Here is a 20,196-nt window from a genome sequence, read left to right on the forward strand (position 1 = left end):
GTTCCAAAGCTTGTTTCTCTTCCGTTTCGGATTTTTCAAGATGATCACTCGTACGAAATTCTTCCTCGGTGCTCTCGCTCTCTCCACCGTTCTGGCGGCGCCCGCGGCACGGGCTGATGGCATCAGCAATGTCGGTGTCTCTGTCGGCTCACTCGGCAATCCCTACTTCGTGGCGCTGGTGAAGGGCGCCACAACCCAGCTCAAGAGCATCGCTCCAAGCGCCAGCATCAATGCGTTGTCGGCTGATTACGATCTCAACAAGCAGTTTTCGCAGATGGACAGCTTCGTCACCTCTGGCGTGAATCTGATCCTGCTCAATGGTGTGGATCCGCAGGCCGTCATGCCCGCCGTCAAACGTGTGCAGAAGGCCGGTGCGACCGTCATTGCGGTTGACGTGGCCTCGGCGGGTGTCGATGGCACGGTGCAGACAGATAACGTTGCCGCTGGGCGCATCTCCTGCGAGTATCTGGCCAAGAAAATTGACGGCAAGGGCGAGGTCGCCATCGAAAATGGCCCGCAGGTTTCGTCGATTATCGATCGTGTGAAGGGGTGCAAGGAGGTTCTTGCCAAGTACCCTGATATCAAGATCGTCAGCGACGACCAGAATGGTGGTGCCGAGCGCGATCTCGGATTCAAGGTGATGCAGGGCTTCCTTGTGCGCTTCCCGAACCTGAAGGGTGTGTTTGCGATCAATGACCCCGAGGCAATCGGTGGTGACCTGGCCATTCGCCAGGCCCATCGTCAGGGAATTGTCGTTACCTCTGTCGACGGTGCGCCCGATATCGTTTCGTCGCTCAAGGACCCGCGCTCGTCGGTGGTGGCCTCGGCCAGCCAGGACCCTTACCAAATGGGCAAGGACGGCGTGGCGATGGGGCAGGCCATCAAGGATGGCAAGGTTGCCAAGGGTACGGTGCGCCTGATGCCGCCAACCCTGATCACACGTGACAATGTTGGCAGCTACAAGGGCTGGACTGGCGAGTAAATCGCCTCGCAGCTATCCCCCCGGTGCTGAGGCGTCGGGGGGATTTTTTCAGTTCTGCTGGTTGTTGGCCACGAACAGGCGATAGATCAGCAGAAGGATCATGGCGCCGAATACGGACGCAACAAAACCGGCAGGCTGGCCGGGATGATAGAAATGCAGCTTCTGGCCGATCCAACTCGCCAGCAGCGCACCAGCCACACCGAGAAAGATCGTGATGATAAAACCACCCGGATCACGGCCGGGCATCAGGAATTTCGCGATCAGTCCCACAAAGAAACCGACAATCAGTGTCCAGATCAGATGCATGTCATCTCCTTGATTGGATAGGATAGTCTATCACGTTACCGTGAGTATCACGAAGCGTTCGTCATGACACGTGCCACTTGCGTCGCAAGGGTGACAGGTCAATGCGCTGCGTTGAGCGCCCAGCATCGCGATGTCGGAATATTCTGGTCATTGCGCAGGTCCGGGGGTGTGAGCGCACATAACACCACGTGGCCGCGCTGGCTCAGCGTTAGGACGAGTTCCGGCCCGGTTTGTGTCGTTGTGGTGATGGCATACCCCTGGTCGAGCAGGGAGGCGAGAGAGCCGGCGAGCGGCTTCATCGTTGTCGGCACGGCAGGGGCGGAATAGGGTGATTTCACCCCCGACTCAGGAAGAATGCTCGTTGTCTCTGCGGCCTGTGCGAGGCCGGGTACGGCGAGTGCCATAACCAGAGCAGCGTATCGTATCATGATCTGTCCTTGCTCAAGATGCAGGCCGTCTAGGGGCCGCTTCAGATAAGGGGCGCAAGATGCGCCGTACAGATCATGAACGATGGCAGGACAAGTTTGTTCAGCTGTCGCGCCCGGCCATGCCGTCCAGCCCCCTATAGAGGCGGGGCGGACTGCATGGGGAGACTGACTTAGCCGAACGACCCATTGGCATGCATGACCGCCACGCTGATTTCACGCAGCAGGGCAAACAGGCGTGCCATCGGGGCAAAGATTTCCTCATGCTCGCGCGTGAAGCCGTGATCGTCACGCGGGCCGCTCGGTTCGTGAAAGTCCAGATCGGTCACGATACCCGCGGATTGCGGGAAAATTTCCGAAAGACGTTTGAGCACGGCGGGAATTTCGAGCTGAAGCACGAGGCGCAGCAGGGTCTCACGATTGATATCGTTGCGCGGGCTGAAATACGGGATGCGTGTAGCCAGCAGCCAGATCTGCCCAATCACGGCATGACGTATGGCGTGCAGCGTACGCTCCTGCGCACTCATCTTGAGCGTGTGGCTCCAGACAGATTCGAGCGCGATATGGTCAGCCTGGATGCGGCGGAACATGGCAGGCAGGCTGCGCCAGAATTCGAGCCCCTCCAGACCATCGGCGAGAACGAGGTGCTGGCTTCGCTGTTCCTCATTGCGTGCCGAGGCCGCCCGGTCGAGCCAGGTGCCGGGGTCAAGCAGGCGCACGATGCCACGCAGGGCACCAATATCCGAATGGGCGGCGGCCTGGCGGGCAAAGTCGAGCGCAAGGCCGAAGCGACGGCTGCTGCGGGCCAGTTTCTCGAATGTTTCCGGGTGGCGTGATGCAGCCGTACCGAAGCCCTGCAGCACATTGGTCCACCAGCCGAGCTGCTCGAGAATGGCGTTGTTCGGGATGGCGCGAAGCTGGCTGGGATGGGTGATGCGCGTGACACTGATACCATCGCCCTGACGGGCCGACGGGCGTGATCCTGATTTGTCGATCAGTGCCGGACCGAATGCGCCGAGAAGCCCCGCATAACCCGGATCTTCCACAAGGCTGCTCATGTCGAGCGCGATGGTCGAGAAGAAGTCGGCGGAGAAATCGGGCTCGTCATAAATCGGATCGCGCGACGTGGAGAGCGGGCGCACGAGATGCTCTGCAAGCGTAGCGATCGTTGAAGCTGCCAGCGGGGCCGTGCCAAACAGGGTATAGCCATCGCCACCCTGAAAAGCGGCTTCCTCGCGCAGGCTGATACCGGCTTTCGCGAATAGACCGCGTGTATGATCGGGCGAGAAATAGCTGAGGCGGTCCGACAGGCTGAAGGGATGTGCCCCACGGCCGATGCTCTCGCCATGGGTGTCGAACAGGACAAGCTCAATATCCTGCATGCCATGCTTTTGCATGAGCGACAGGGTACGCAGGCGAAGGCGCTCGACGAGGTTCGTCGCAGCAAGCTGGCCGATATAGCGGCCCGAATCCGAATAGCCGAATTGCAGGCAGAGACGACCGTTATTGCGGATATACTGGCGCCAATGCGGTGAGCGGAAAGCCTCTTCCAGAATGATCTCACCATGTTCGAGGGCGCTTTGCGTCTCAAAGAGCGGTGAAATCTGGATCTGCTCGTCGCGAATACCCAGCAGGCGGGCCAGCCAGAGAGTGGCGAGAAGCGTATAGCCGCTTTCTGTTTCGGCAATCAGGAAGCGAATGGGTGTGGCGCTGTCGATGTGCTTGAGGATCTGCGCCATCGTCATCATGAGACGGCCAGCAGAGGACTGCTCCATCATCACCGCGCCGAAATCGACAGGAATCGGTTCCTTGATCCCTTCCAGCGCCTCGTTGATCTGTGACAGCACCAGACGGCGGCGTGAGGGAATGGTCGGGTCGTCCTCGATGCCGAGGCGATGGCGCACGACGTTGTAGATCTGTGTCGCATTGAGGCGCGTGTGGATATGCGCAGCACCAAGGCCATGCGCCATGAAGCCCGAACGTGCGGTCAGCAGGGCACTGCGCTTTTCCCCATCGATAAGCGTCAGAGCCTCATCGAAAAGGGGGCGAAGCGTCTCGGCGGAAATCAGGGCAGATTCGCGTCGGCTTACCAGCGCCTGCGCAAAGGCGGCGATGGCATTGGCGTCGTGATGCTGCTGGTCAGGGCAGGCGGCTTCCTGCTCCTTGACTGCGCCAAGGGCAACATCGATGCGGGCGACCAGTTGCGAGCACTGCGGCAGGAGAGATTCGAGCTGTGTGCGCAGGCGCTCCAGCTGCGTGCGCTTGAGTGCCAGCCGGATACGCAGCGTGTCCCACCAATGGATATCGCTGCGGCCATCTGTATCGAACCCGACCCAGGTTGCAAGAATCAGGGTGCGGATATCGAGCGTGCCGAGCGTGTCGCCCTGATCCGGCCAACGCTTGCTGGCATGATCGAGAATGGCCGCGTTGAAGATGTCGAGGGCATCGCGACCGCGCAATATGGCTGTCAGCGCCAGATTCTGCTCGTGAGCGAGGGTCGGGGCCGCTTCGCGCCGATGGGATTTCAGTTCGGGCAGGCGATGACTCGGCTCGGTGGCCATTTCGACAATGTGACGATAGACATTATCGGCCAGCGCGAAGGTGGGATGGGCGGTGAACACTGCGGCAAAACCGGGGCGCGATAGGCGCGCAACCAGCGTCTCGACGCTGTCGCAACTTTCCACGGTCAGGCGCGCAGCCTCGGCGAGGCGTGCTGCCGGTGTGGTCTCGTCCTTGAGCCCGACATAACTGCGCAGACGAGCCGCACGCTGCTTCAGATTCGCATCACGCAGGACGCGCACCGCGTTTTCAAGCGTGGGAACTGACAGGGCACCGTCGATCAGTTCATCACCGATCTGGCTCGACAGGGTCTCGATCGGGTCGGGAGCGTGACGCTCATGGGCGGCACGGTCCTGAAGCGCCTGCATCTCGCCGGTGAGACGTTCGGCAAAAGCTGCGCCATCTCGCAGGTCCGGCACGGTTTTCGGATCGGCCTTGCTCTCGGGTTTCGGGGCAGGCGTTCCGGAAGAGGCGTGATGCGGCGCGGTATTGGACAAGGCACTCTCGCTTATGTTCAGTTCACGGACTGCGCCCGGTTTTCCATGCCCCAAGAGTGATGGCAATGGTGGATTGCGGGAGGCGCAGGACTTTTTATCCCGCCGGTGGTAATCGATCCATCATGCAACAAGCGTTTTCCGAGAATCCGCCGCCAACGCAACGACCTGCCGAAACCTCGACGACCGAAGCCGAGGCGCTCGCCGCGCTCAGGGCGTCCCGCCGTCTGGCGGGCGGGCTGCTGGTCGGTATGGGCGGGCTCATGGTCGTATCGGCCGGGCTGCCGGCTATGGGTCTTGTGAAGGACGGCCTTGTTCTGGAAGTGCTGCGTTCCGGGGCGCGGGCCGGGGTGGTGGGCGGCATTGCCGACTGGTTTGCGGTCACGGCACTGTTTCGCCATCCGCTGGGGCTGCCCATTCCGCATACGGCTGTTCTGCCACGGCAGCAGCCCCGGCTGGCACGGGCGCTGGGGCGTTTCGTCTCAACGCAGTTTTTCACTGAGGAGGATGCCGGGCGGGCGCTGGCCTCGGCAGATGTCGCCCGTATTCTGGCCAATCTGTTGCGGCAGCCGCGCACTGCCAATGCCACGGCCTCCGCCCTCCGTCGTAGCGTGCCGGACATGCTGGACCGTCTGGAGGACGGGCGGGCCAGTGCTGCCATTGCCAAAGCACTGCCGGTGCTGGCGCGTGGTGAGGCCTCCATCAACGTCATCACCCGTGCGCTGCGCGCCTTGGTTGAGGATGAATTGCATCAGGAGGTGCTCTCGGCGCTGCTGGAGCGTTTCAAGATTGCCGTGCAGAAACGCGAGACAACATTGCGCAGCTTCATTGAGGAGCGTGTGCGTGAGCAGGGCGGTCGTATGATTGGCTGGGCCATTGGCCCCTCTGTCGCCAATCGTGTGATCACGGCCCTCTATCTGGAACTCGAGCGGATCGACCCTCAGGACTCCGAGCTGCGCGAGGGTTTCACCAGCTGGATACGTGCCGAGATCGACCGGCTGGAACAGGACCCCGAGCGGCGGGCGCGTTTTGGCGATGCCGTAAGCGGTTATCTTGGGCATGACAGCCTTAAGCTGTGGTGGTCCGAGATATGGCAGCGCTTTCGGACCCTCGCTGAAGATGATCTGGCCTGTGAGAATGGCTGGAGCCGCAGCGTGATCGAGACGGCATTGCAGAGTCTGGCTGACCAGCTTGACCACGACCCCACCATGCGCGCGCGCCTTGAGCAGACGCTGCGTACGACACTTGTGCGTATCCTGCCGTCGCTGCGTGACAAGCTGGCAGCCTATATCGCCTCCGTCATGGAGCGGTGGGACCCTGCGGAACTGTCGGCACGACTGGAGCAGCGTGTAGGGCGTGATCTGCAATATATCCGGATCAACGGAACTCTGGTTGGTTTCGTGGTGGGCGCGGTGCTGGATATGCTCATGCGGCTCTGTTTCGGCCATCTGGGCTGACCCATCGTCCTACGTTGCGAGGCCTGTGCGGTCACACGTGGCGCGCAGGATGCACAACCACCTGTTTTATCCTCATGACAAAAGGCGAAAAGGGTTGACGCGGGAGCCTCGGACGCGCATCTGCTAGAAAAATAGCACCATTTAGGTCTTTAATTTCTGTTCATGCGGAACTGATCGAGGGAGCAGGATGCTCAGGTTATCGAAACTCGCTGATTACGCTACGGTTCTGCTCGTGCAGCTTGGCCAACAGGACACGCTCATGACAGCTACTGCGCTCGCGGGTGCGACCGGTGTGCCCGAGCCGACAGTTGCCAAGCTCCTCAAGGGATTGGCAGCAGACGGGCTTGTGGCCTCGCATCGCGGGGCACGTGGCGGCTATCGTCTCGCCCGTTCGCTCTCCGATATCTCGATCGCTGCCGTCATTACGTCGGTCGATGGTCCGATTGCACTTACGGCCTGCGTTGAGGGGCGTGTGTGCGAGGCCAAGTCGCTCTGCTCTCTCTCCTCGGGGCAATGGGACATGGTGAACACGGCCATTCGCTCGACCCTTGAGGCCATCAATCTGGCGGATATGAGCCGTGCCCATCTCTCGGGGGGCTTCATGCCGGCGTCACGCTGTGTGGCGCATGATCACGCCGAAAATCACGACCAGCATCCTGCCAGGGAGGGATGACATGCCAGCCGTAACCGAAACACGCGAAGCCGTCGAAACCCTTGGCCAGTCGACCTATAAATGGGGTTTCGAGACCGAGATCGAGATGGAGTTCGCGCCCAAGGGCCTGAGCGAGGACACGATCCGGTTCATTTCCGCGCGCAAGCAGGAACCCGAATGGATGCTCGAATGGCGCCTCCAGGCTTTTCGCGCCTGGAAGTCCATGGAAGAGCCGAGCTGGCAGAAGCCCCATTATCCTGCCATCGACTATCAGGATGCTTTTTACTTCGCCGAGCCGAAGACGAAACCCGGCCCGAAATCGCTGGAAGAAGTCGATCCCGAGCTGCTGCGGACCTATGAAAAGCTCGGTATCCCGCTGCACGAGCAGGCCATTCTGGCCGGGGTCGAGGGCGCGGGCGAGCCTGAGGCACGCCTGCCCGTAGCGGTCGATGCCGTGTTTGACTCCGTTTCGGTGGTGACGACATTCCGCAAGACTCTGGAAGAGGCTGGCGTGATTTTCTGCCCGATATCGGACGCCATTCGCGAGCATCCCGAGCTGGTGAAGCGCTATCTCGGCTCGGTTGTGCCAGTCAGTGATAATTTCTTTGCTGCGCTCAACTCCGCCGTGTTCACTGACGGCTCGTTTGTCTATGTGCCAGAGGGTGTGCGTTGCCCGATGGAGCTGTCGACCTATTTCCGCATCAATGCCCGCAATACCGGGCAGTTCGAGCGTACGTTGATCATCTGTGAGGATCGGGCGACTGTCTCGTATCTCGAGGGCTGCACCGCGCCGATGCGCGACGAGAACCAGCTTCATGCAGCCGTGGTCGAACTGGTGGCTATGAACGATGCCACCATCAAGTATTCGACGGTGCAGAACTGGTATCCCGGCGACGAGAACGGCAAGGGCGGCATCTATAATTTTGTGACCAAACGTGGCGCCTGCCGCGGTCGCAATGCCAAGATCTCCTGGACACAGGTCGAGACCGGCTCCGCCATTACATGGAAATATCCCTCCTGCATTCTGGCGGGTGAGGGCTCGGTGGGCGAGTTCTACTCCGTGGCCGTGACCAACAACCGCCAGCAGGCAGATACGGGCACGAAGATGATCCATCTGGCGCCAAATACGCGCTCGACCATCATCGCCAAGACCATTTCGGCCGGACATTCGGACAGCACCTATCGTGGACTGGTGCGCATGATGCCCAAGGCACGCGGTGCCCGTAATTTCACGCAGTGTGACAGCCTGCTGATCGGTGATCAGTGTGGCGCGCATACCGTGCCCTATATCGAGAACCGCAACATGACGGCCCGTGTCGAGCATGAGGCGACCACCTCGAAAATCTCCGAGGACCAGCTGTTCTATTGCCGGTCCCGTGGCCTGTCGGAGGAAGATGCGGTGGGTCTGATCGTCAACGGGTTCTGCAAGGATGTCCTGAAGGAACTCCCCATGGAGTTTGCAGTGGAAGCACAGAAGCTCCTGCAACTCAGTCTTGAAGGTAGCGTCGGATAAAGAGCCGCAACATGAATGATTTTCTGAAAATTTCCGGTCTCTGTGCGCAGATCGACGACAACGGAACCCCCAAGGAGATTCTGCGCGGTCTGGATCTCGAAGTACCCAAGGGCGAGATTCACGCCATCATGGGGCCCAACGGGTCGGGCAAGTCGACCCTGTCCTATGTGCTGGCCGGGCGTGACGATTATGAAGTCACGGGTGGCAGCGCCTCCTTCCAGGGCGAGGATCTGCTGGCCCTCGAGCCGGAAGAGCGTGCAGCACTCGGTCTGTTCCTTGCCTTCCAGGCACCCGTGGAGTTGCCGGGCGTCAATAACGCGAATTTCCTTCGCACAGCCGTCAATGCCGTTCGTCGCGCCCGCAAGGAAGACGAGCTGGATGCTGTGGGATTCCTCAAGGCAGTTCGCGCGGAAACCAAGCACCTGCACATGTCGGACGACATGCTCAAGCGCAACGTGAATGTCGGCTTTTCGGGCGGCGAGAAGAAGCGCAACGAGGTGCTTCAGATGCGCATGCTGCGCCCGAAATTCGCGATCCTCGACGAAACCGATAGTGGCCTTGATATCGATGCCCTGCGTATCGTGGCAGAGGGCGTCAACAGCCTGCGCGGGCCTGATTTCTCGGCGCTGATCATCACCCATCATCAGCGTCTGCTGGATTATATTCAGCCGGACCGCGTGCATGTCATGGCCAAGGGACGCATCATCCATAGTGGTGGCGCAGAAGTGGCGCTCGCACTGGAAGCCCAGGGTTATCAGCAATATCTCGAGGCGGTGGCATGAGCGACGTCGCAGCCTTGTCGCCTGCGGTCGGGTCGTTTCTGACACGTGCCCATGAGGGTGAGGCCCGCGCGCTGCTGGCGCAGCAGGGCCTGCCCCAGCGTCGTGCAGAAGCATGGCGCTATACGCCGCTTCGTGAGATTGAAAAAACGAGCTTCGACGCGCCAAAGCCCGTGTCGCTCGGTGATGCGGAAGCGCTCCTCGCTCGTCTGGCACCTGAAGCGCGCACCGGGAATCGCGTTGTCTTCATCAATGGGTCGCTGGTTTCCGGGCTGACACGCCTGCCTGAGGGTGTTGTCATCACGAGCGACGTGGCATCGCTGGTGGCCGATCGGCCCTTGAGCGTGCTCAACAACGCCCTGCGTCAGCCGGGTCTGTCTCTGGTTGTGCCGGAAAACGTTGAGGCCGGTCAGGTCTGCCTCGTTTCGCTGGTAACGACCGATACGCCGGTCTCGACCCATCTTGCGCATCAGGTCACGCTCGAGGCCGGGGCTTCGCTGACCCTGCTCGACATCCAGTCGGGCGAGGGGGGCTATCTTGCCAATCCGAGCCTTACGGTGTCGGTTGCCGAAAAAGCGCATCTGACCCATCTGCGCGTCCAGCAGGACAGCGTTGAGGCCACCAATCTGGCTTTCGTCAATGCCTGCGTGGCTGAGCATGGAACGTATGACAGCTTCACCCTGACGCTGGGGGCCAGGCTCTCGCGTCATGAGGTGCTGGCGCATCTGGCTGGAAAGCATGCGATGGTGCATGTGAATGCGGCCCAGCTTCTGGCTGACGCGCAGCATGCCGATCTTACATCGGTGATCACTCACGCCGCGCCCGATTGCAATTCGCGCCAGACCGTCAAGAATGTGCTCATGGATGCGGCTCATGGCGTGTTCCAGGGCAAGATTCACGTTCATCGCGTTGCTCAGAAAACCGATGGCTATCAGATGAACCAGGCGCTTCTCCTTTCGGAGAAGGCCCAGATTGACAGCAAGCCCGAGCTGGAAATCTATGCGGATGACGTGAAGTGCAGCCATGGCGCGACCGTTGGTGCGCTTGATGACGAGCAGCTTTTCTATCTGCGCGCGCGCGGCATCCCCTATGCGGAAGCACGGGCTATTCTCGTGCGCGCCTTCCTGCTGGATGCGCTGTCTCTCGTGACTGACGAGGCGGCTCATGCCCTGCTTGACCAGCGCGTGGATACCTGGTGGCAAAAAAGAGAGGGATGATGTCCTCAATCGACATGCTCGACCGTTTTGCTGCCCTGCGCAGCCGGTTTCCGATCCTGTCCGAGACGGTTCATGGCCGCCCGCTGGTCTTTCTGGACAGTGCGGCGTCGTCGCAGAAACCGGATTGCGTGATCGAAGCCATGATTCACGCGATGCAGCATCAATACGCGAATATTCATCGCGGGCTGCACTGGATGAGCGAGCGTACGACCGAAGCCTATGAATCGGTGCGTACGCAGGTCGCGCGTTTTCTGAACGCGCCCGACCGTCATGAGGTCATTTTTACACGCAATAGCACCGAGGCCATCAATCTCGTTGCTCATTCCTATGGCGCCTTGCTCAAGCCGCGTCAGGCGGTGCTGATTTCGGAACTCGAGCATCACTCCAATCTCGTGCCGTGGCAGATGCTGCGTGACCGCGCCGGTATCGAATTGCGCGTCGCCCCCATTACCGAGACCGGCGATCTCGATCTCGAGGCCTATGAATCCCTGCTGGCCGATGGCCGCGTCGGGCTTGTGGCCATCACGCATATGTCGAATGTTCTAGGCACGCTGACACCTGCTAAGACACTCGCGCGTCTGGCCCATCAATACGGGGCGAAGATCCTGCTCGACGGGTCACAATCGGCCGTGCATCGCGCGATCGACGTGCAGGATCTGGACGCTGACTTCTTCGTTTGCACAGGGCACAAGCTCTACGGTCCGACCGGGATTGGTGTGCTCTGGGCACGCAGCGAATTGCTCAATGCCATGCCTCCATTCCTTGGTGGTGGCGAAATGATCGAGACGGTGAGTTTCGCGAAATCGAGCTGGGCCGCTATTCCGCACAAGTTCGAGGCGGGAACGCCCCCTATCATCGAGGTGATCGGGCTTGGCGCTGCGCTCTCGTTTATGGAAGAGCTGGGTGCTGCATCCATTGCCGCCCATGAAAATGCGCTTGTGGCCTATACGCGTGACGTGCTGGGTGGCAGCGAAGGCGTGAGGCTGATCGGTTCTCCGGCAGAACAGGGTGGTGTGGTCTCTTTCATTGTCGAGGGCGCGCACCCACATGATCTGGCGGTGCTGCTGGATCGGCAGGGTATTGCGATACGTGCTGGCCAGCATTGTGCCGAGCCACTGATCAGACGCCTTGGTCTGACCGCTACGGCCAGAGCCAGTTTCGGCGTTTACACCACACGAGATGATATCGACGCATTGGTGAAGGGCGTAGCACGCGCCCGTCAGATGCTGGTCTGACCAAGGGAGGTCGTTCATGTCTGAAGAAGGTCACATCCTGACCAGACCGCTTGGCGCTCCGGCGGAAACGCCAGCGCCGGAAGCTCACGCCGGTGTTCCTGACGAGGATAGCGTCATATCGGCTATCGCGACCGTTTATGACCCGGAAATACCGGTCAATATCTACGAGCTGGGGCTGATCTACGCGATCGACCTGCATGATGATGGTCGCGTGGATATCGAAATGACGCTGACCGCCCCGAATTGCCCGAGCGCACAGGAATTGCCCGAGCAGGTGCGCGAGGCTGTGGCGGCGCTTCCCGGTGTCAGCAATGCCAGCGTCTCGATTGTCTGGGATCCGCCTTGGGATATGAGCCGCATGAGCGACGATGCCCGCCTTGCGCTGAACATGTTCTGAACCGGGAGAGAATCATGAGCGATACGACAACCGCCCCGGCACCGGTGAAGCGTGCCCTGCCGCCCCTGATGCAGATGACCGAACGCGCTGCCAAACGGCTGAAGAAGCTCTATGAGGGCGCAAACAAGGGCCAGCTTTTGCGTATTGGCGTGAACACGCGTGGCTGTTCAGGCATGTCCTATGACATGAGCTTTGTGGAGAGCGTGTCACCCGGTGATGAGCGCGTTACCGATCACGGGGTGGATGTGCTGATCGATCGCAAAGCGACACTGTTTTTGATTGGTACGGTGATGGATTACGAGATCAAGGATCTCGAATCCGGCTTCACCTTTACCAATCCGAATGAGAAGGGCCGTTGTGGCTGTGGCGAGAGCTTTCACGTCTGACGACGTGAAAGCCGTTTCTTGCTTCTGGTAAAGGTTACTACAGCTTCAACCTCGGTCGACCAGAGGAACTGGTCGATCACCGCGATCGACAGCACCTCGTAACCCGCCTTTTTCAGGAGCGCCGAATCCTTGTTCAGCGCCTGCGGGTTGCAGCTGACATAGATGATGTCCTCCACCTTGGACCGTGCGATATGATCCATCTGGATCAACGCACCCGCGTGAGGCGGGTCCAGAACGACAACGCGCGCCTTTTCGAATTCCTTCGCAATAAGCGGCTGACGCGTCAGATCGCGATGCGTTGTCTCGATACGCTGGCCAATCGCGCCCGATTTCAACGCAGCAATAGCCTCGAAGTGGCCTTCATAGGCGAGGACACGGCCCTTTTGCGCGAGAGGCACGGTTAATGTGCCGAAACCAGCAAACAACTCGACGATAGGATCGCGGCGGTTCAGCGCAGGCAGAGCAGCGAGGACGGCCTCGGCAATGGCAGTCTCGCTCTGGGCGCTGGCCTGCAGGAACCCGCCGGGGGGCGGTGTAAGCTTCACGCTGCCAAAGGCATGAAACACCGGGCCCTGCTGGGCAACGATTTCATAGCCGTCATTCGGGCGGCGTTTCGAGCGCCATGAGATACGCGGGATCTTATGTGTCTTGCCGAAATTGGCGAGCTTTACCCGATCCGTCGGCACAAGAGCCGCGTCCGTCGAAAGCAGAATATCGGGGCCGGAGCTGTAGAGATTGATCTGCAGATCACCCCCGCCTGTGACGGCGCCGAGCGAGCCGAGAACCTCGCGCAAAGGAGCGAGCAGTGCAAAAAGGGCAGGATCGATGACATGACACTCGGTCATATCCACGACATCGCCATGGCGTCGATGTAGCCCGAGGATAATCCGGCCGGGCAGGCGCTGGAACGCTAGATCGATGCGGCGACGGCTTTCAACCGGCACCTGCATGGCCTCGATACGGGGCAGATTGTCGAAGCCCGCACGCTGCAACGCGTGCGCCACAAGACCCGTCTTCCATTCCAGGAGTGCCGGAAGGGCGGTTGTCTGCATGGAGCAGCCGCCGCAACTGTCAAACAGCGCGCAGACAGGGGCAACGCGATTGGCGGAAGCGCTCTCGATATCGAGAACCTCGATATGCCGATCGCTGCCAACACGCAGCTTCAGGCGGTCTCCGGGGACGGCCTGCGGAATATAGGCGGGCTTGTCATCGATAAGGACAAGCCCGTCGCCGTTCGCCCCGTAGGAGAGAACGGTTGTATCAATCAGGGATGCCATGATCGCTCAGACAGTACCGCGATGCTGGATCGGGCCGACCTGATCTTCATTCTCGACCCGCCGGTTGCGACGCGGCAGGAGCATGAAGGCCGGGGTCTCGTGGCCGAAGCCGGTGCGTGGTGCGTCGTGATCGAAGGCGTTCGTCGGCGCAACGGAACCACGGTCGGCGCTCGCATGCTCGCCAGAGTGGCGCTCGATCGCTGCATCCTGCTTCGGGCGCGATGCTTGACGCGTCGGTTCGGACGTAGCAGCCCGGTCACGGTCACGGTCACGGTCACGGTCACGGTCACGGTCACGGTCACGGTCACGGTCACGGTCACGGTCACGGTTTTCGCCGTGGCGGTTCTGGCGCCCGCCGCGATCCTTCCCGCGCCGCTCGCGTCGTTCATGCTGCCCGCCTTCCTGCTCCGGATCGGCCCAAGGGAGGGTTTCAATACCCTCGACTTCGACCATGGGAATTGGCGCGTGTTTCAGCTTCTCGATACCCTCAGCCAGAAGCTTCTGGCGAGGTGAGGCCAGGCTGAAGGCATGACCTGTCTTGCCCGCACGTCCCGTGCGACCAATGCGGTGGATATAGTCCTCGGCATTGAAGGGCAGGTCGAAGTTGAAGACATGCGACAATCCGCCGATATCGATGCCGCGAGCCGCGACGTCGGAACAGACGAGAATCTGCAATTCGCCAGCCTTGAAGCGTTCCAGCGTCTTGAAGCGCAGCGACTGCGCCAGATCGCCATGCAGGTGCCCAACCGCGAAGCCGTGCTTGTGCAGCGATTTGTAAAGCACATCCACATCGCGCTTGCGGTTGCAGAACACGATGGCGTTTTGCACGTTCTCGCGACGCAGCAGCTTGCGCAGGACGCGACGCTTGTCGTGTTCATCAACGACCAGCAGCGCTTCCTCAATGGTCGTGGCAACCGATGAGGGACGGGAAACCGTGATTTCCTCAGGCAGATGCAGGAACTGATCGGCCAGGGTGCGGATCTCCGGGGCCATCGTCGCCGAGAACAGCAAGGTCTGGCGGCGCACTGGCAGCATGGACACAATGCGCGTGATATCGGGAATGAACCCCATATCGAGCATACGATCCGCCTCGTCGATGACGAGGATACCGGTCTGGGTCAGGAGCAGCCCGCCACGATCGAAAAGATCCATCAGGCGACCCGGCGTGGCGATCAGGATATCAACACCCTGATTAAGTACCGCACGCTGGTCAGCCATGCTCTCGCCACCAATCAGCAGGGCATGGTTGAGCCGCAGATGCTTGCCATAGAGTGTGAGGTTTTCGGCAACCTGCAGCGCAAGCTCGCGCGTCGGTTCGAGGATGAGAGAACGCGGCATGCGGGCGCGAGCGCGCGAGCCTGCGAGCTTCTCCAGCATGGGCAGGGTGAAGGACGCTGTCTTGCCGGTGCCTGTCTGGGCGACACCCAGCACATCCTGTCCGCTCAAGACGACCGGAATGGCGCGTGCCTGAATCGGGGTTGGGTGCTCGTACCCCATTTCCTCGATGGCACGCATGATCGGTGCAGAAAGGCCGAGTTCGGAGAAGAGCGGCTTGGGCGTATCAATGATAGCTTGCAGTGCTGGATCGGCCTTGGCTGCCTCGGTCGTGCTCGCAGGAGGGATGTCTTGCGTTTCCGGCGCGGCGTCGACAGACGATGCATCAGTAGCAGACGTACGGGCTGAGTTCCTGCCCCCGCGTCGACGACGCGAGCGCGTCGCGCGGCTGTCGGTCTGTACTTCAGGCTCAGAAACCGCGGGGGTAGGGGCCTCGGGTTCAGCAACCGTGGTGCTGCTCACGACTGGCGCGTTATCCTGCGCAGCAGCTTTCTCGGCGGCTTTCTTCACAGCGCGGCTGCGTGTTTCCGCCGGGGTCGTGCTCGGGGCGCTGTTGCGACGCGAAGGACGGCCAGCGCGAGACTTGGGCTCGTCCGTGACAGGTGTAACGGCCTCTGCGATCGCTTCTTCCGGCTTGGGCGCAGCGGGCTTCCTGCCACGGCGTGGCTTTTCTGCTGGCGCTGCCGTGTTACCGCTTTTGACGTTGCCTTCTGCAATTTCTGCAGCGACAGCTGTCTTGCGCGGGCGACCCGGCTTGCGCTTGGCGGGCTGCTCGGGCGAGACGGGCACTTCTGGGCTCGCATCGGCCGGAGCGGTCACGACGGCCTCGATCTCGGTTGCGCTGGCGTCCTTGCCGCGTGAAGAACGACGGCCAGCTGATTTTGGCTCGTCTGCCTTGCTGCCCGCAGTTGCGGGTTTACTCGCCTTGCGCGTCGTGGATTTGGCTTTGGCCGGGGTCTTGGCGCTGGCAGAGTCTGCCGCGTTGATCTCGGGCTCTGGAGCGGTTTTCGCTGTAGCCGCCTTCGTGGCGCGTGCCTTGGTCGGGCGCGCTGCCGTAGTCTTTGTCTTGCGTGCAGCCTTCGCGACGGGCGACGCAATCGAGGCCTCGGGTTCGCTGTTGCGCGGCTGTGTGTCAGCCACGGCCTCCATCACGGATTGTTCCGTCTTTGAGGTGGAACGTTTCTTGCGTGTGGTGGAGGTCTTTGCAGAACCTGCGGTCGATTTTGCGGTCAAACTGCTCTCTGATAACTTTGGAGGTCCAGAAATGATGCGGTGCCGTGGCGCTGCATATTCTCAAACAGGTCAGCCCGTAATGCTGGCCAATTGCCTGTGCGTTATCGCGAAATCAGGCAAAAGGCAAGATTTTACGGGGTATTTTGCGTGTCTCTCATTCCGCCTGCCGCGGCCAGCCCGTAGCGGCAGGGGCGCGGCGGGGTCAGTCCCTGTTTACATGTTTCCGCCCATGGCCGCGCAAAGCACGGTCAGGACACCAACAGCGACCATAATGATCACGCGCTGACGGACCTTGTTAAAAAGGGCAGGCTGCGGACGGATGGCGCGGCGGAGGCTCTGGAACGGACCGAGATAAGCGCTCACGAAAATCAGCGCCATGACAAGCGCAAGACCCTGCATGAGGTTGATCGGCAGGCTCATATTCGCAAAGCCACCCGTATGAATGACAAGCAGCCACCCCGTCACCAGCGCGGTCGGGATGATGTGCAGCAGGGTACGAAAATAGCGCGCAATGAGCTGCATCTGGACGTTCTGGCGCTGTGCGGGCTCCAAAAGGGCCACGGTGCTGCGGCTCACAATGGCTGCATAGAGACCGCCGCCAATCCAGTACGCCATGCATAACAGATGGATGGCGAGAACGAGGCTCCAGAGAAACGGGTTCGACATGGGGGCTCCATAACGGGTCGGTTCGCGCATGAACCAGCCCTCAAAAGGGCGGCATCATGAATACACGGGGTTGCTGCGACGTTCCCTAGCAGTATGCGCGAAATCATCAACAGTGGAGTGAATTCATGACAGCCTTGCCGCTACGTTTCTGCCTGCCGGATCCTGCCCAGTGTGCCGCAATGGATGAAATGGCGAGCCACAGCATTGGCATCGAGGCGTTGATGGAGCGTGCTGGATGGGCAGTAGCGCAGGCCGTCAGAGCGCGGTTCGCCCCGTGCCGTGTGCTGGTCTTGTGTGGGCCCGGCAATAATGGAGGCGATGGCTATGTGGCGGCGCGCTATCTCGAGCGCGCCGGGTGGCCGGTTCAGGTGGCGGCGATGGCTACGCCTCGCGCAGGCACCGTAGCTGCTCAGGCAGCGGCGCGCTTTCATGGCAGGCATGCCGCTTTTGATCAGGAAAGCGCGGCACGCGCCGATCTGGTGATCGATGCTGTTTTTGGAGCCGGGCTTGATCGGGCGCCATCGGACGATGTGATGACCGTACTGGACAGCGCGAAAAAGCTGGTGGCGATCGATCTGCCAAGCTTTGTGAACGGTCGCACTGGCGAGTTGCTGACCAATGATAGTGCCTCCCGTGAGGTGCCGGATTACCTCATGAGTGTCACGTTCGTGCGGCCCAAACCGGGACACGTGCTCTATCCTGCGCGATCAATCTGCGGGGAAGTGATCTGTGCGGATATCGGCATGCCGGAAGATTGCGTGGCGCACGCCGCACCGGACATGTGGCTCAACCATCCCGCGCTCTGGGCCATTCCGGCCATGTCGCCGGGTGATCATAAATATAGTCGCGGCGTCGTCAGTCTTTGTGGCGGGGCGGTCATGCCTGGCGCGACACGTCTTGCGGCAGCGGGCGCGAGGGCCAGTGGGGCTGGGCTCGTGCGGATCAGTGCTGGCGAAGCTGCGCAGGCTTATCGCCTGGGTGCGGCCGGACTAGTGATCGACGATGCGCCACTGCCGTCTTTACTGGACGATGAACGGCGCAAGGTCTGGCTCTGCGGGCCGGGACTGACGCCTGAGGAAGTGGAGGCGGCATTGCCGAGCCTGCTCCGCGCTGGTCGTATCGTTCTTGCGGATGCCGGAGCACTTGGTTGGGCCGATGGCGTTCCGGACAAGCTGCGCGGCGTGTCGGTCATCACGCCCCATATCGGAGAATTTACCAGATTATTCGGTGCCCCTGGCAAGGATCTGGTCCAGGCCGTGCGTGCTGCGGCGGAGAAGCTTGATTGCGTGGTGCTTCTCAAAGGGGCTGTGAGCATTATCGCGGCGCCGGATGGGCGGGTGATGCTCAACGATCATGCGAGTCCTGCACTGGCCACGGCAGGCTCCGGAGACACGCTGGCCGGTGTGATTGCCACGATGTTGGCGGCAGGTATGCCGGCCTGGGAAGCCAGCTGTGCCGGGGCCTGGCTGCATGGCGAAGCAGGGATAAAGGCTGGCAACTGGCCTGTTGTCGAGGCGCTGGATACTCGTCTTGGTGATGCGCGGGCGCTCGCAATCGCCCTTCATGCTGCCGCGCACGCGCAGGTGTGAAAGCTTATGGGCATGTCGTGGAGCACCCCGTCTTGTGAAAAGATTGATCTTGCTGTAAAGCGGCGCGCTTGACGGCTCAGTTTACTCTGATCCGAGTGTGCGGGCGTGGTGGAATTGGCAGACACGCCAGATTTAGGTTCTGGTGGCGCAAGTCGTGGGGGTTCAAGTCCCTCCGCCCGTACCAAAAAATTTTCTCCTTAGTCGGGGCTTCCTGCCTTGCCCGTGCTGCGATGAAGCCGGGCGTGGGGCCCCGATGGCAACCCGGTCAATAGAGGATCGCCTGACAGATGCAGGTTACCCAAACGCAATCCGAAGGTCTGAAGCGCGGCTTTACCGTCACTGTGCCGGCTGGCGATCTGGAGGCGCGACGCGCCGCTCGTCTCGCCGAGCTCGGCCGCACGATCAATCTGCCCGGCTTCCGCCCCGGCAAGGTGCCCGCATCGCTCGTCAAGCAGCGCTATGGCGCCGCCCTGAACGGCGAGATCATGGAGCAGGCTGTCAACGACTCCACCAACCAGGTTCTGGAAGACAACAAGCTGCGCCCTGCCGTACAGCCCAAGGTCGAGCTGGTTTCCGGTGGTGAAGGCGAAGGTGATCTCGTTTTCAAGATCGAGCTGGAAGTCCTGCCCGAAATCGCCGTGCCGGATCTGTCGGGTCTCGAACTGACCCGCCTGACGGCCAAGCCGAGCGACGAGACCATCGACAAGGCCCTGGCCGAGCTGGCGAAGCGTCAGCGCAGCTTCGAGACGATCGAGGAAGATCGCGCCGCCCGCACGGGTGACGTTGTGAACTGCGATTTCGTAGGCAAGCTCGATGGCACGCCCTTCGACGGTGGCACGGCGCAGGACGTCAATGTCGAGATCGGTGGCGACGGCTTCATCCCTGGCTTTGCCGAGCAGCTCGAGGGCGTGAAGGCTGGCGAAGAGAAGGTGATCACGGTCACGTTCCCCGCCGAGTATCAGGCCAAGGAACTGGCTGGCAAGGAAGCAACATTCGACATCAAGGCGAATGCGCTCAAGACCCCGGTTGATCCGGCGCTTGATGATGAGCTGGCCAAGAAGATCGGCTTCGAGAACATCGCTCAGGTGCGTGACATCATCGTCAAGCAGGCTGAGGGCGAATACGGCCAGCTGTCGCGTCTGCGCATCAAGCGCGAGCTGCTGGACGCCCTGTCGGGCAAGACCGATTTCGAAGCGCCCGGGAGCATGGTCGAGAGCGAGTTCGGCCAGATCTGGCAGCGCGTCGAGCAGGATCGCGCTTCGGGTGAGATGGATGAGGAAGACGCGGGCAAGGACGAAGAGACCCTGCGCGCCGATTACCGCAAGATTGCCGAGCGTCGCGTAAAGCTGGGTCTGCTGCTGGCAGAAATCGGCCGCACCAAGGAAATCACGGTGACCCGTGAGGAACTGATGCAGGCTGTCCGTCAGGAAGCCATGCGCTACCCCGGTCAGGAGCAGGCCGTTTTCGAGTTCTTCAGCAAGAACCCGCAGGCAGCCGATGGTCTCCGTGGCCCGATTCTCGAAAACAAGGTTGTCGATTATCTGATCGAGCTGGCCAAGGTCACCGAGAAGGAAGTCACGCCGGAAGAGCTGGCAGAAATCCCGCCTGCCGATCTCTGATCGTCTGATTCGCGCCGAAATGTCTGGAGTCCGTTCGTTTTTTGACGGACGGGCTCTAGGCGTTCATGGTGGCCA

Annotated in this window: 17 protein-coding genes and 1 tRNA gene; 12 read left to right on the top strand and 6 right to left on the bottom strand. The window is 60.9% G+C overall.

What is annotated here, in order from left to right:
• The first annotated feature begins 40 nt into the window (after positions 1-40).
• Positions 41-982 carry an ABC transporter substrate-binding protein gene (locus P5689_RS13385; protein WP_023977510.1) on the top strand — a complete coding sequence of 314 codons (942 nt, stop codon included), beginning with the start codon at positions 41-43 and terminating at the stop codon, positions 980-982.
• A gap of 48 nt (positions 983-1,030) precedes the next feature.
• Here the strand turns inward: P5689_RS13385 and P5689_RS13390 are convergent, their stop codons facing one another.
• The 3 genes from P5689_RS13390 to P5689_RS13400 form a co-directional block, all read right to left on the bottom strand.
• The gene (locus P5689_RS13390) at positions 1,031-1,288 is read right to left on the bottom strand and encodes a GlsB/YeaQ/YmgE family stress response membrane protein (protein ID WP_122039212.1); all 258 of its coding nucleotides are present in this window, start codon (positions 1,286-1,288) and stop codon (positions 1,031-1,033) included.
• Between the two features lie 98 nt (positions 1,289-1,386).
• Positions 1,387-1,716, bottom strand: coding sequence for a hypothetical protein (locus P5689_RS13395; RefSeq protein ID WP_285533527.1), 330 nt, complete (start codon positions 1,714-1,716; stop codon positions 1,387-1,389).
• 170 nt (positions 1,717-1,886) lie between these two features.
• Positions 1,887-4,640 (bottom strand): phosphoenolpyruvate carboxylase, encoded by a 2,754-nt coding sequence (locus P5689_RS13400; RefSeq protein ID WP_285533896.1) that lies wholly within the window; start codon positions 4,638-4,640, stop codon positions 1,887-1,889.
• 251 nt (positions 4,641-4,891) lie between these two features.
• Between P5689_RS13400 and P5689_RS13405 the strand changes: the two genes are divergently transcribed.
• From P5689_RS13405 to P5689_RS13440, 8 genes are all read left to right on the top strand, one after another.
• Complete coding sequence (locus P5689_RS13405; protein WP_285533529.1) at positions 4,892-6,223, top strand: DUF445 domain-containing protein; 1,332 nt, start codon at positions 4,892-4,894, stop codon at positions 6,221-6,223.
• A gap of 187 nt (positions 6,224-6,410) precedes the next feature.
• A complete protein-coding gene (locus P5689_RS13410; protein WP_285533530.1) occupies positions 6,411-6,896 on the top strand; it encodes an SUF system Fe-S cluster assembly regulator in 486 nt (161 codons plus the stop codon).
• Between the two features lies 1 nt (position 6,897).
• Positions 6,898-8,388 carry a Fe-S cluster assembly protein SufB gene (sufB, locus tag P5689_RS13415; RefSeq protein WP_023977504.1) on the top strand — a complete coding sequence of 497 codons (1,491 nt, stop codon included), beginning with the start codon at positions 6,898-6,900 and terminating at the stop codon, positions 8,386-8,388.
• Between the two features lie 11 nt (positions 8,389-8,399).
• A complete protein-coding gene (gene sufC / locus P5689_RS13420) occupies positions 8,400-9,170 on the top strand; it encodes a Fe-S cluster assembly ATPase SufC (protein ID WP_062164355.1) in 771 nt (256 codons plus the stop codon).
• A complete protein-coding gene (sufD, locus tag P5689_RS13425) occupies positions 9,167-10,384 on the top strand; it encodes a Fe-S cluster assembly protein SufD (RefSeq protein ID WP_285533533.1) in 1,218 nt (405 codons plus the stop codon). Before sufC ends, sufD begins: the two co-directional genes overlap by 4 nt.
• Positions 10,381-11,619 (top strand): aminotransferase class V-fold PLP-dependent enzyme, encoded by a 1,239-nt coding sequence (locus P5689_RS13430; RefSeq protein WP_408868549.1) that lies wholly within the window; start codon positions 10,381-10,383, stop codon positions 11,617-11,619. The genes sufD and P5689_RS13430 overlap by 4 nt, the downstream gene beginning before the upstream one ends.
• Positions 11,620-11,635: 16 nt before the next feature.
• Positions 11,636-12,016 carry an SUF system Fe-S cluster assembly protein gene (locus tag P5689_RS13435; protein WP_023977501.1) on the top strand — a complete coding sequence of 127 codons (381 nt, stop codon included), beginning with the start codon at positions 11,636-11,638 and terminating at the stop codon, positions 12,014-12,016.
• Positions 12,017-12,030: 14 nt separating this feature from the next.
• Entirely contained in the window at positions 12,031-12,402 is a 372-nt protein-coding gene (locus P5689_RS13440; protein ID WP_285533534.1) for an iron-sulfur cluster assembly accessory protein, read from the top strand.
• Here the strand turns inward: P5689_RS13440 and P5689_RS13445 are convergent.
• The 3 genes from P5689_RS13445 to P5689_RS13455 form a co-directional block, all read right to left on the bottom strand.
• Positions 12,393-13,679: a class I SAM-dependent RNA methyltransferase gene (locus tag P5689_RS13445; RefSeq protein WP_023977499.1), complete on the bottom strand. Its 1,287-nt coding sequence runs from the start codon at positions 13,677-13,679 to the stop codon at positions 12,393-12,395. The two genes, P5689_RS13440 and P5689_RS13445, sit on opposite strands and share 10 nt — an antisense overlap.
• 6 nt (positions 13,680-13,685) lie before the next feature.
• Positions 13,686-16,154: a DEAD/DEAH box helicase gene (locus P5689_RS13450; RefSeq protein ID WP_408868550.1), complete on the bottom strand. Its 2,469-nt coding sequence runs from the start codon at positions 16,152-16,154 to the stop codon at positions 13,686-13,688.
• Positions 16,155-16,460: 306 nt separating this feature from the next.
• Positions 16,461-16,943 carry a hypothetical protein gene (locus P5689_RS13455; RefSeq protein ID WP_285533535.1) on the bottom strand — a complete coding sequence of 161 codons (483 nt, stop codon included), beginning with the start codon at positions 16,941-16,943 and terminating at the stop codon, positions 16,461-16,463.
• A 95-nt stretch (positions 16,944-17,038) separates the two neighbouring features.
• On the opposite strand from P5689_RS13455, the gene P5689_RS13460 reads away from it, so the two are divergent.
• From P5689_RS13460 to tig, 3 genes are all read left to right on the top strand, one after another.
• Positions 17,039-18,502 (top strand): NAD(P)H-hydrate dehydratase, encoded by a 1,464-nt coding sequence (locus P5689_RS13460; protein ID WP_285533538.1) that lies wholly within the window; start codon positions 17,039-17,041, stop codon positions 18,500-18,502.
• Between the two features lie 99 nt (positions 18,503-18,601).
• Positions 18,602-18,686, top strand: a tRNA-Leu gene (locus P5689_RS13465).
• A gap of 103 nt (positions 18,687-18,789) precedes the next feature.
• Entirely contained in the window at positions 18,790-20,121 is a 1,332-nt protein-coding gene (tig, locus tag P5689_RS13470) for a trigger factor (RefSeq protein WP_285533539.1), read from the top strand.
• Positions 20,122-20,196 lie beyond the last annotated feature (75 nt).

Origin of the sequence: Asaia sp. HumB, assembly GCF_030263835.1 — a bacterium.
GTDB classification, from domain to species: domain Bacteria; phylum Pseudomonadota; class Alphaproteobacteria; order Acetobacterales; family Acetobacteraceae; genus Asaia; species Asaia bogorensis.